The organism is Moorena sp. SIO4G3, assembly GCF_010692305.1.
In the GTDB taxonomy this organism is placed as follows: Bacteria; Cyanobacteriota; Cyanobacteriia; order Cyanobacteriales; family Coleofasciculaceae; genus Moorena; species Moorena producens_A.
In genome coordinates, this window is sequence record NZ_JAAHIG010000006.1 from 32,783 (window position 1) to 44,646 (window position 11,864).

The following is an 11,864-nucleotide window of genomic DNA, read 5'->3' on the forward strand; positions in this document are numbered from 1 at the left end:
AAGAGGCAAGAGGCAAGAGGCAAGAGGCAAGAATTACATTTGATAAATGTTATAATAATGGTAATTAAATAACAACTATTACCTCAAGTTATAGTACCAGAGGAGTGTAATGACTACCGTTTTATTTTGGGACATCGACAGCACTTTATTAACCACAAAACGAGCCGGGATATTTGCCCTAGAAGAGGCGGCTAGTGAGGTAATTGGTGAAACGGTTTCACTGACAAATATAGAAACTGCAGGCATGACAGACCCAATAATTGCCGCTAATATTCTCAAGCAGTACGGTTTGTCCCCAGAACCTAAATTGGTGGATCAACTGCTGGAAGGCTACATTAACTACTTGCCTCAAAGTTTGCCCCGCCGAGAAGGATATGTCCTGGAGGGGGTAATCGAAATTCTAGATGCTTTGCATGATCGAACTGATGTGGTTTCCATGTTGCTCACAGGAAATATCGAAGCAGGAGCATTTGCAAAATTAAGCTATTATGGCTTGGCTGATTACTTTAGGGATGGTGGATTTTCCGATAAAACTGAAACTAGAGTTGATATTGCCCAACAAGCTTTAGCGATCGCATCCGAAAAGTATGGTGCAATCCCATCTCAAAAGACATACGTCATTGGCGATACTCCCCATGACATTCACTGTGGCAAAGCCATTGGTGCTCGTGTGATTGCGGTTGCCTCTGGTAAATATGACCAGGAGTCCCTAGAGGAACATCAGCCCTGGTGGACTATACCATCCCTGCCATCATCAACAGTGTTTATGGAAAAGATTGGCTTGAAGAATTAAGAATTAAGAATTAAGAATTAAGAATTAAGAATTAAGAATTAAGAATTAAGAATTAAGAATTAAGAATTCCGAGTTTAGAGTTTATAATTCAGAATTATAGGTTGTCCCTTTTAAATTCTACATTCTACATTTCCAATTCTACATTCTACATTCTTAATTCTACATTCTACATTCTACATTCTACATTCTTAATTCTACATTCTTAATTCTACATTCTTAATTCTACATTCTTAATTCTACCACTATCCCATCCCTGCTGATTGCAACGCCATCTCCATCAAAATCTGATGAGCCGATTCTTCTTTAACCCCTTGAGCTGACTGTCGTTGAATATAGGTGCCATCAGGCTGTAAATCCCAAGCTTGACGGTTATCTGCTAACATAATTGCCAGGATTTCTTCCAAATCTTTGGTAATCTCTGGGTCTTCCACTGGTGTCACTGCTTCTACCCGTCGATCCAAATTACGACGCATCCAGTCCGCACTGCCAATATAGACTTCCTCTTGACCCTGATTTTGGAAGTAAAAAATCCGTGAGTGTTCTAAAAAACGACCCACGACACTCACCACACGGATATTTTCACTGACTCCTTTAAGACCAGGACGCAGACCACAAATTCCCCGCACAATCAAGTCAATTTTTACACCAGCTTGTGAGGCGTTGTAGAGGGCGGCAATAATCTTGGGGTCTAGTAGGGAATTCATTTTGGCAACAATACGACCTGTTGCCCCGTTGCGGCAATGTTCAATCTCCCGCTGAATCATTTCGATCATGCGATCGCGTAAACTAAATGGTGCGACCAACAACTTTCGATAAGACTTTTGCCGTGAGTAACCGGTCAAAGAATTAAACAAATCTGTCAAATCTGCTCCTAAATCATCACGGCAACTCAATAGTCCTAAATCAGTATATAGTTTGGCAGTCTTAGAATTATAATTCCCCGTCCCAATGTGAACATACCGACGAATTTTATCCCCCTCCCGACGCACCACCAGCACAATTTTGGTGTGAGTTTTTAAACCCACCAAACCATAGACTACATGGACTCCAGCCTGTTCTAACTTCCTTGCCCAGACGATATTATTTTCTTCATCAAAACGAGCCTTTAGTTCTATGAGTACCGACACTTGCTCACCATTTTCTGCTGCTCTAATCAAGGCATCGATAATGGGTGAGTCACCAGATGTGCGATATAAGGTCATTTTGATGGCTAAGACATCTGGATCTTGAGCGGCCTGGGTAATAAAACGCTCTACCGTTGCGCCAAAGGAATGATAGGGATGGTGTACCAGCAAATCCCTACTGCGAATTACGCTGAAGATATCTTCGACATTCTCTTCCCCGATCGGAAAGCGCAGGCGTCGGGGCACCACTGGTTCCCACACAGGGTCTTTCAATTCTGGCCGTGGCAATGCCATCAACGACATCAAGTCACCCAGTGCTAACAGACCGTCCAATTCATAGACATCGGTTTCTTCAAGTTCCAGCTCTCGCATCAGGGTTTTCCTGACTAACTTGGAGGTGGTCACAGGAATTTCCATGCGCACGGCAGAACGACCAAAGCGTCGCTTCCGTAGTTCCTCTTCAATCGCTATCAGCAGGTCATCTGCCTCGTACTCCTCTACTGTCAAATCAGCATTGCGGGTAATCCGGAAGGGATGACACTCCTGAATCTTCATCCCTGGAAACAGAGATTCTAAATTATGGGCAATGATTTGTTCGAGAGGAACACCAGTCCAACTAGTCGTTTTTCCATTCTGTTGTTGCTGCAATTTTTCCGGGAGGGGTACAAAGCGCTTTAATACTCGAGGAACTTTCACCCGAGCAAACAATTCTGCTCCCGTTTCCGGGTCTTTGACCACTACCGCCAGATTCAGACTGAGATTGGACATGTAAGGAAAGGGATGGCTGCGGTCCACAGCCAGGGGAGTCAGAACTGGAAAAATTTGCTCGGAATAGTAGTTTTCCAAGTAATTCCGCTGTTTCTGGTTCAAGTCCACGTAGTCGAGAATGTAAATCCCTGCTTTGGCTAGCAGGGGTCGCAGTTCCTGCTCACAGTGTTGATGCTGTTGAGTTACCATCGGTAACAGCCGCACTCTGATCGCATCGAGTTGTTCACTGGGTGTGCGACCATCGGATGTCCGTTTACTAACTTGTGCTAGCACCTGTTGTTTTAAACCAGCCACCCGCACCATAAAGAATTCATCAAGGTTAGAGCTAAAGATGGCCATGAACTTCAGACGCTCTAACAGAGGTGTTCGGGGGTCTGTTGCTTCATGTAATACTCGGTTATTGAACTCCAACCAGCTCAGTTCTCGATTGAAGTAATAGTCAGGGTCACTCAGATTAAGCTCAATTGTGTTCTGTTCTGTGGTCTGTTCAAATTCAGGCGTATTATTTTTAAATTGAAAATCGATATTTTCAACTTCAGACTTATTCTTTTTAGCTTTACCCATGATCCTCAGAGTTAACCCACTTGATCAGGCTCTTTTACGGCAACGAGAGAATAGTCACTGAGATTCTACCGTTAAACGAACCTCAAGGATTAAACACTTCGTCTTCTCTACCTACCCACCACTGACCTAAATTCATCAAATCCTGGTGAATATCTTCTAGTTCTCTGATATAAGCTTCCGATGATAGGGTGGCGCGGCGCTCCTGAAGCTTCTTCAGGCGCAGTTGCAGCAGTAACCAGGGTTTGGAGATGCCGTCAGTAGCTTCTATATATTGCGCTAACTCTTTACTATTCATGAATTTAAGTTGAAGTTTGTCTAATTTTTTAATTAAGGTAACACGAAATGTTAATAACTGTAAAATTCTTTTTATTTAGGATAGTTATTTGGTATTATTCAATACGCCCAAGGGCAAGAGGTAAAAGGCAAGAGGCAAGAGGCAAGAGGCAAAAGTTCACGTGCATTAGCTTTTCGGCTTCTATCAATTTCCTAACTTTAATGCCTAGTGCTATATCTGGGGTTTACATCAGTTAACTTAGTGGGATTCTCCTTTGGAGCCGCTACGCGATTGACCTTGGCCTTTGGGCCACGCTACGCGAATGGTCACGCTTGTGGCCGTAGGCCAAACGCGAACGCAAAACTCTATAAGATCTCCCCATCTCCCCATCTCCCCATCTCCCCACACCTCCCACACCTCCCACACTTCCCTCTCTTTTCCGACTCCCGACTCCCGATTCCCAACTCCCGATTCCCGATTCCATATCTTCAGATCTACTATCTGTCACAAGCCCTAAAACCTTACCCCGGCGGAGGAGGCGGTCGCGATCACTGGGTTAGCATCGCCTTCATAATCAAGGCTAGTAATAATATGTTCTTCTAGGATACCTGCGGCAATAAGTGCAGAGGATAACCCTTCCTCAAAGTTATCTTCTTCAATAATGACTTGGCTATCGACCAAGCGAGCGTGAAACAGAATCGAGTCAATCCAGCATTGCTTATCCCAGCCAGTGGCCAGAACCAGGAACTGACCGGAATCAGTATCGCAGACAGGATAAATCCGAATCGCTTGTAAGCGAGGTTGGGCGCGAGTTTCCTCTTGCAACGTTTTTTTCAGAATATCTGCATAGTTTAGTGATTGCTCCATTGAACAATAGCCTCCCGCTCTGGGTCGTACAGTGACATACTCCCACACTCACCTTTTCAGGTTGAGTGTGGGCTTCTTATTACGGTCGATGTCCCCTATTACGGGGAGCACCTCCGCTCCAGAACCGTGCATGAAACTTTCGCCTCACACGGCTCCTGAGTATCTTTTTGACTCCAGTGAATCTGTTGGTGACAACTTTGGTGATTCTCTTAATGGGGTGGGTTTTCACCACCATCCAACTGATAGTTAAGATTCGGGGTTTTTACCCCGCGAATCTTCTGGGTCATACCCCTCCTGTTTCAGGAGGCTCCTACCTCAGAACGAGCCGCACTCCAACTCCACCTACCGGTTCGGATACTCGGAAAACTTTACTTCCGACGGAATGCCCTACCGCCAACTTCAATATATTAATTGCCGCATTCACATCACGATCCTCGGTATAACCACAGGAAGGACAAGAATGAATGCGGTCTTTTAATTTTTTTGGTACTTTGGTTCCACAATTAGAACAGTTCTGACTGGTATTTCGAGGGTTCACTGCCACTGTAACCAAGCCAGCATTCTCGGCTTTGCTTGATAGTATCGACAGGAATTGACCCCACCCAGCATCCAATATAGATTTAGCCAATTTAGTTCTGGCCAAACCTTTAATGTTTAACTTTTCATGAGCAACTAGATCGTGATTGTCCACTAAGCTTTTTGCTGTCTTGAAATGAAAATCTTTTCGGGTGTCAGCTACCTTTTTGTGAGCCTTTCCTAATTCAATAACGGCTTTCTTTCTGTTGTTGCTACTTTTTTTGGAACGACTGACAGCTTTTTGGATTTTCTTTAGTCGTTTTTGAGCCTTTCGATAGTATTGAGGAATCGGCACCTCCGAACCATCAGACTTGATCAGAAAAGACTTGAGACCCATATCTATCCCGATAGGATTTTCAACACTATCTACCGGAATAAGATTCGGCACAGAGTCATCTTGAATGGATAACGTGACATAGTACCCGTCAGCTTTTCGAGTTATGGTGGCTGTCTTGATATTGAAACCTTCTGGAATAGGCCGGTGATAAATCATTTTGACCTTCCCAAACTTTGGAAGAGTCAAAATATTGCCATCTATGGGGGACTTAGAAAGAGACGGAAAAGTAAAAGACCGGTATCTGTTCTTTCCTTTGAATCGAGGTCTACCGCTTCTTTTCCCGTTGCTGTCACCTTTAAGGAATCGCTTAAAGGCTAGATCGACCCTTTTGACGCAGTCCTGCAAGACTTGAGACTGAACTACTTTATACCAAGGTCTATCCTTTTTTAATTGAGGAAGAGTTTTCTTCTGGGAAAAGTAGTCAGGATTGTTTCTTAAGTCTGGCAAGTGACAAATTAAGGGACAGGAGTTGATAGAGCAGCGATTTTGTTCGTACCAGTTGAATCTATCTGCTAATAAATAATTGTATTGACAGCGGAGCATGTCCAACCATCTCTCTATTTCAGATTCCTGAGTTTTAGTCAGCCTCAACCGGTATTGATATGCCGCTATCATTATTGCCATTTTCTGTTTTTTCGACCTACTATTAGTATAGTATATACCTAGTCAAATGGCAAGTCAAAATGAAAACTATAAAAATGACGATACGGTTAACCGAATACGAAAAAAAGAAGCTAGAACAAGAGGCAGAGAAGAGGGGAATGAACCAATCAGAAGTTCTTAGAAGCTTAATAGCTCGCTTCCCTGATCCCAAAGACTCTGTGTAAAATTCATCCCGGAGATGAAACCTTAGAAGAGTGGAGCCTTATTCCACGAGTTTTAACCAAAGGTGCGCTTTCCGTCGGCGAATTAAATTCGCCACGGGTCGCACCTCTTTTATGCATAGCCTGGCAACTATAAAGGCGACCCTCTGAATGCGGTAACTTCTGACCACGCTCATCCTTACGGATTGAGACGTGGGGCTTCTTTTACCGGCCAGCTAACAAGTTAATTTTATTTCTCTCGACGGCTAGCTTAAAAATAGTTTTTTGAAAGTGTTTACTATAAATAGCTTGACTGATAGCGAGAAACAACTGCCGTTCTGGTTCTTGCATCTCCAAAGCCCATTCGTAAAGCTGAAGCTGTCCCATGGTTTTTTCCAGTTCATTAATGACTGAAGGGGACTCGAAGCCTTTAATTTCCACAGCAATTTTACGTCCTTCTTTTTCAGCTGCGAAAAACTTTTCGGCTCCTAAATCAGCTTTCAAGAGCGTTTGTCCTAACACTAAGATGAACGGGTCATCAGTAATCGTCCACCCGTCATTTTCGAGAGTGCGGCGCAGGGAGAAATGTAACTCATCTCGTCTAGACATTAGTTATGAAAGCTTCTTCGGTTTATCCCCGATTATCATGGCGCTGGACTGCTACCAAACTTATACTCTGAGCTACTTTCGGAAATTTTAGCATAGTTGAAAACAGTTGCAACTCCACCCCCAGCAGATCACAGAGTCAAGTGGCCTATGAGGAGAGTTTCCTGGTGCGATGCTCCTTTAGAGCCGCTACGCGAACGCAAAACTCTATAAGATCTCCCCATCTCCCCATCTCCCCATCTCCCCATCTCCCCACACCTCCCAGGATTCCCGATTCCCGATTCCCGATTCCATATCTTCAGATCTACTATCGCTTTAGAACACAACTTGGTATAACTTACTATGGGTAGGGGGGGGATGGAATAGATTGGGCTAACTAAGTTAGTTAACTAACTTAGTCTAGTCGGTTGTCAAAAACCCTGATTAGCCATAGGCTATCCTGGGGCTATTCCTCCCTTACCGATTTTTACCACGTGCTCTGACCACAAGCGAACTCTAAAAAATATGTTGAAAAAAGTTATTGCCCAGCTCAAAGACTGGTTCCCTGCTCCAGAAGTCCATGCCCACTGTGACGGACCTTGCGGGGTGTATGACCCAGCTGCTGCACGTATCACCGCTGAGGCAGTACTCTCAATGACCAAGAAGATCCTTGATCTTGAGCCACCTGCGAGTAATGATCAACCGGCATTAGCTGCTTACCACAATACCCTATCCCGGTTCATTGCTATTAAGGAAGAGCAGGCTCAGAAGACCAAAGAGGAAATACTGATCCTGTGGACAGACTATTTCAAGCCAGTACACTTGGAGCAGTTCCCAGACCTACACGATACCTTCTGGAAAGCTGCAAAGTTATGCTCTGCCTGCAAGGTGGAAGTTAGCCTTGAGCACGCCAATGAGCTACTTGATGCAGTAGAGAATATCCACAAGATTTTCTGGGCAACCAAGAATCGCGATATTGTCTGGTATAAAGCTAGCTAAACCTCAGAATGTAGAATGTAGAATTTAGAATGTAGAATTTAGAATGCAGAATGTAGAAGGCAGAATGTAGAAGGCAGAATGTAGAAGGCAGAATGTAGAAGGCAGAAAGCAGAATGTAAAATTCTTAATTCTTAATTCTTAATTCTTAATTCTACATTCTTAATTCTTAATTCTTAGTTCTTAATTTTTAATTCTTAATTTTTAATTCTTAATTCTACATTCTTAATTCAAATGCTTTCTATAAAAAACAGTATTCCTGAGCTAGCACTGTGGATATTGCGAAAACGGTTGCGCTTCAGAGTTACAGGAGTATCCATGACTCCCCTGCTCAAACCAGGAGAGGAAATCTTAATTGATCCGAGAGCTTATCGGCACATTCCGCCCAAGGTTGGTGACATTGTTGTTGTTAGACACCCTTACCAAAACCAGTTGCGATTGGTGAAACGGGTAACTTTGGTCCTGGAAGATGGACGTTGTTTCCTAAAAGGAGACAACCGATTAGAAAGTACCGATAGCCGCTCTTTTGGTTTAGTGGATTCTCAGCAAATTATTGGTAAAGTAACCAGTCGTTTTCTTTAGTCGTTTTCTGTAACATCCCAAAGTTATCCCTTGGAATGTCTTTTTGGTTTTACCCACGCAACTCGCCCAAGAATTAGTAAGCCAATCGCTGAAGGAGAACCGACGAACAGATGAAGCGCCTGCTGTCCGGTAATAATCAGGGCAATACCAAAACCAACAGTGATCAGATTTGCGAATAATGGGAATAGAAAAACTCGCCAGTCCCGCATAACTACACAAATATCCGGGAACGTGAGAGCCCCTATCTTTTAAGGAGGGGATGAAACGGACACGACTGGTTTTAACCCGCCGTGTCCCTCTGTTTAGGTTCGGGAAATTTTGCTATTAGACTCCTAACCAGCTCAGACGGAGTCATTCCACGCCGTTCCGCTTCTTGTTTTAGTTGCATTTTTTCAAATCTAGTGATTCGGATCATTAATCGCTCATCTTTCATCGTGGATTGCCATTTGCGCGTACACTTGCTAATATTATAGTAGGAGGCAATCGGATGTACAAGACAATTCCAGTAAAAGCTAATTTTACAGATGAAGAGGAAGTTTTTTGGGTTTTTCAATGTCAACAGGCAAATAATCTGATCAATTGTGCTATCTATTACTCCAAGCAAAAACATTACACCTGGTTAGAGCAGCAAGAGGAAGGTTTTTCGACTTATTGGCAAGAGGATATTCTTAGATATGGGTGGAAGACTTATAAATGTAACGTCAAGTATGCCGAACTCTGCAAGAATTTAAAAGATAATCCTCATTATAAGGCGATGGCAGCTCAGTCTGCGCAACAAACGCTCAAGACTGTAGCCGAATCAATCAATGGCTACAATCAGTTAGTCGGCCATTACTACAGCGGGAAAGTCGATAGGCCAAAACTGCCAAGATACAGAAAGAAAGGAGGACTAGCAGCTGTTAGCTTTCCACGACAAGCCCTTAACTACAAAAAAGGTTTATTTTATCCATCTGTCAGCAAGGAAAGCAAGGGAGATCTGGTAACCGAAATCATACTAGAAGCACCAGATTTCATAGACCCGGACTGGGTTAAAGAAGTAACAATTCGCCCGTACCTGGGACAGTTATGGATTGACTGGGTGATCTCGGACGGGAAGCAACCAATCGAAAACAACCCCAATCTTGATTATTCACAAGCCTGGAGCTTTGACCATGGCGGCGACAACTGGCTTACCGGCGTTTCAACTCAGGGTAAAAGCCTAATTATTGACGGTCGCAAACTCAAATCACTGAATCAGGGTTACTGCCGGTTGGTTGCCAAATACAAACAAGGAAAGCCAGGATTTTACTGGGATCCCAACCTTGATTGGGTTCAGAGAAAACGAAACAACCAGATGAGGGACGCGATCAATAAGGCTGCTCGGTTTATTGTCAATCGGTGTCTAAGTGATCGTATTGGAAACCTCATTGTTGGTTGGAACGAAGGGCAAAAGACTCAGTCCAATATGGGGAAGCGGGGCAATCAGAATTTCGTAGTTATCCCAACAAAAAGACTAATTGAACGACTAAAACAACTCTGCTCAGAATATGGAATCAAACTAACAATTACTGAGGAAGCGTATACCAGTAAAGCGTCTTACCTTGACGACGACAGCCTCCCAAAACATGGTGAAAAACCCAAAGGATGGAAACCGTCGGGAAAAAGGATTAAACGTGGGCTATACAAGTCTTCTGAAGGGCACCTAGTTAATGCCGATTGTAATGGAGCAGGCAACATTGCTAGGAAAGTAGCTGTACAGTTAGGAATTGACCTAACCAAGGCAGGTAGGGGATCTATGACAGTCCCACACCGATATGACATTTTTAAATCCCTTAAAAAATCATATCGCACGAGAAGTGAAACCGCACGGGTTCACCCTGCGGTGTAATAACCTTGTAGAATCCCCCGTGTTTCAACCGGGGGAGATGTCAAGTACCAGTTATAGACAAAAATGATCGAAGGAACTAATTGCACCAACTGCATTAATTCTTTGCCCTCTTGAACACCATACAGTAGGGGAACAGCAACCATGCTGGCAACCAATATCAAATCCAGAAAGCGGGATTTTTTCAGTCCTAGGGCAATCAAGCACATGCCAGCAGTAATGAAGGTATAGAATAGCCGATTGAGATCAGAAACTTGGCTGACATAAATCCAGTCATCGCCGATGTGTTCAGCAATTTCGTAGGAGTTAGCGATCGCAAAACAAGCATAGCCACAGTAGATCAGTGGTAGCGATCGCACCTTGACAACAGAAGTATAAAATGGACTCCAATAAGAAAAAATCCAGATGTTAAGCGCAGCAACCAGATAGACCGATAGATGAGCGGCAATTATTGCCAATTTCAACAGCGTGGGCATTGATTAGAGTAGTGTGATATCGTCTCTAGGAGCATATCTATCATAGTAATAATTCAGCTATCAGCAGTCAGCTGTAAGCAGTCAGCTGTAAGCTAATGGGCTATGCCTACGCTACTGGAGGTGTTTATGGGAGTAAAGTCCCAGCGCTGGTGGGGTGAATAATTCGATAGTAAAGTTCTAAAACTTCAGTGACGGTGAGATAACGCATTAAGCCAGTCGGCGATAAAGTTCAGCATTTTTCTGCAAAACGTATGCTGTAGCATCATTAAAAGATAGTTCTGACTGAGTTAAATATTGCTCAACACTCATCAACACTAACTCTTCTATAGAAACATTCAGGTTAGCTGCAATGTCTTGGAGTTTTTGCAAACGCTCATCCGGTATCGTAATCTGGATAGAACTCATAGCTATTATTCTATTTAATTTCCTGACTTTATAAAGGGGTTTTTACAATCAGATTTGGTATTATACTTTAATTAGGGAAAGCATCTGACTAACTCACGAAATAATATTGATTGACCATACACTAACTTAATTAATTGCCATGAATCGAGATGCCCTTGTGGTGGGGATTAATCAGTATCCCTTTCTAAAAGATACTCCCAGGAGCAAGGCAAGACATCTGAAAACCCCTGCATTAGATGCAGAAGCGATCGCACAACGGTTGCAAGAGTATGGTGGGTTTCGAGTGCGGCGGCTGCCAGAAACCATTCAAGAGGGTGAGCGCATTATCGATCCAGAATCAGTGTTGGATGCAGATACTCTAGAGGATGCCATTGTCCAACTGTTTAATCCAGTAGGAAACAACCTTCCAGAAACCGCACTACTGTATTTTATCGGTCACGGGTTACGGAAAGACCGGGGTGGAGTTACTGAAGGGTTCTTAGCTACCAGTGATGTTAGTCCTAGGAAAAAGCAGTGGGGAGTTTCCCTGCGCTGGTTGCGGGAATTGTTGCAAAAGAGTCCAGTACCTCAGCAAATTGTTTGGTTAGACTGCTGTTTTGCTGGGGAATTGCTTAATTTTACTGAGGCAGATTTGGGTACGGCAGGTCAGGGTCAGACCAGATTTTTTATTGCTGCCGCACGGGAATTTGAACTGGCGGAGGAAGATATCGAAGGGCAGCATGGGGTGTTCTCTCGGACACTTTGGGAGGGACTCGACCCCAAAGGACAACCGGAGGGTGTGGTTAATAATGACAAGTTGATCGAGTATATTGACCAGACCCTTAAAGGTACTCCCCAGCAGCCGATTTGA

15 protein-coding genes are annotated in these 11,864 nt (G+C 43.6%); 6 read left to right on the top strand and 9 right to left on the bottom strand.

Features of this window, described 5'->3' with window-relative positions:
* Positions 1-109: 109 nt before the first annotated feature.
* Positions 110-793, top strand: coding sequence for an HAD hydrolase-like protein (locus tag F6J99_RS01960; RefSeq protein WP_293111486.1), 684 nt, complete (start codon positions 110-112; stop codon positions 791-793).
* 242 nt (positions 794-1,035) lie between these two features.
* On the opposite strand, the gene F6J99_RS01965 is transcribed toward F6J99_RS01960, so the two are convergent.
* The 5 genes from F6J99_RS01965 to F6J99_RS01985 all read right to left on the bottom strand — a co-directional run bounded on the left by F6J99_RS01965 (position 1,036) and on the right by F6J99_RS01985 (position 5,918).
* Positions 1,036-3,249 (bottom strand): RNA degradosome polyphosphate kinase, encoded by a 2,214-nt coding sequence (locus tag F6J99_RS01965; protein WP_293111487.1) that lies wholly within the window; start codon positions 3,247-3,249, stop codon positions 1,036-1,038.
* An 82-nt stretch (positions 3,250-3,331) separates the two neighbouring features.
* Positions 3,332-3,544: a hypothetical protein gene (locus F6J99_RS01970; protein ID WP_293111488.1), complete on the bottom strand. Its 213-nt coding sequence runs from the start codon at positions 3,542-3,544 to the stop codon at positions 3,332-3,334.
* Positions 3,545-3,806: 262 nt separating this feature from the next.
* A complete protein-coding gene (locus F6J99_RS01975; RefSeq protein WP_293111489.1) occupies positions 3,807-4,031 on the bottom strand; it encodes a hypothetical protein in 225 nt (74 codons plus the stop codon).
* Positions 4,032-4,036: 5 nt separating this feature from the next.
* A complete protein-coding gene (locus F6J99_RS01980; RefSeq protein WP_293111490.1) occupies positions 4,037-4,390 on the bottom strand; it encodes an element excision factor XisI family protein in 354 nt (117 codons plus the stop codon).
* Positions 4,391-4,700: 310 nt separating this feature from the next.
* Positions 4,701-5,918, bottom strand: a complete 1,218-nt coding sequence (locus F6J99_RS01985; RefSeq protein ID WP_293111500.1) for a transposase — start codon at positions 5,916-5,918, stop codon at positions 4,701-4,703.
* Positions 5,919-5,986: 68 nt separating this feature from the next.
* On the opposite strand from F6J99_RS01985, the gene F6J99_RS01990 reads away from it, so the two are divergent.
* On the top strand, positions 5,987-6,130 hold the full coding sequence (locus F6J99_RS01990) for a ribbon-helix-helix protein, CopG family (protein ID WP_293111491.1): 144 nt from the start codon (positions 5,987-5,989) through the stop codon (positions 6,128-6,130).
* A gap of 201 nt (positions 6,131-6,331) precedes the next feature.
* Here the strand turns inward: F6J99_RS01990 and F6J99_RS01995 are convergent, their stop codons facing one another.
* On the bottom strand, positions 6,332-6,715 hold the full coding sequence (locus F6J99_RS01995) for an element excision factor XisH family protein (RefSeq protein WP_293111492.1): 384 nt from the start codon (positions 6,713-6,715) through the stop codon (positions 6,332-6,334).
* A 501-nt stretch (positions 6,716-7,216) separates the two neighbouring features.
* Here F6J99_RS01995 and sodN point away from each other — a divergent pair.
* Entirely contained in the window at positions 7,217-7,690 is a 474-nt protein-coding gene (sodN, locus tag F6J99_RS02000; RefSeq protein WP_293111493.1) for a superoxide dismutase, Ni, read from the top strand.
* A 231-nt stretch (positions 7,691-7,921) separates the two neighbouring features.
* A complete protein-coding gene (gene sodX, locus F6J99_RS02005) occupies positions 7,922-8,269 on the top strand; it encodes a nickel-type superoxide dismutase maturation protease (RefSeq protein WP_293111494.1) in 348 nt (115 codons plus the stop codon).
* Positions 8,270-8,292: 23 nt separating this feature from the next.
* Here the strand turns inward: sodX and F6J99_RS02010 are convergent, their stop codons facing one another.
* Positions 8,293-8,478 carry a hypothetical protein gene (locus F6J99_RS02010; RefSeq protein WP_293111495.1) on the bottom strand — a complete coding sequence of 62 codons (186 nt, stop codon included), beginning with the start codon at positions 8,476-8,478 and terminating at the stop codon, positions 8,293-8,295.
* A gap of 278 nt (positions 8,479-8,756) precedes the next feature.
* Here F6J99_RS02010 and F6J99_RS02015 point away from each other — a divergent pair, with 278 nt between their 5' ends.
* Entirely contained in the window at positions 8,757-10,136 is a 1,380-nt protein-coding gene (locus F6J99_RS02015; protein ID WP_293111496.1) for a transposase, read from the top strand.
* On the opposite strand, the gene F6J99_RS02020 is transcribed toward F6J99_RS02015, so the two are convergent.
* Both F6J99_RS02020 and F6J99_RS02025 read right to left on the bottom strand, forming a co-directional pair.
* Entirely contained in the window at positions 10,121-10,609 is a 489-nt protein-coding gene (locus F6J99_RS02020) for a hypothetical protein (RefSeq protein WP_293111497.1), read from the bottom strand. The two genes, F6J99_RS02015 and F6J99_RS02020, sit on opposite strands and share 16 nt — an antisense overlap.
* A 207-nt stretch (positions 10,610-10,816) precedes the next feature.
* Positions 10,817-11,014: a DNA-binding protein gene (locus F6J99_RS02025; protein ID WP_293111498.1), complete on the bottom strand. Its 198-nt coding sequence runs from the start codon at positions 11,012-11,014 to the stop codon at positions 10,817-10,819.
* Between the two features lie 139 nt (positions 11,015-11,153).
* Here F6J99_RS02025 and F6J99_RS02030 point away from each other — a divergent pair, with 139 nt between their 5' ends.
* Positions 11,154-11,864, top strand: coding sequence for a caspase family protein (locus F6J99_RS02030; protein WP_293111499.1), 711 nt, complete (start codon positions 11,154-11,156; stop codon positions 11,862-11,864).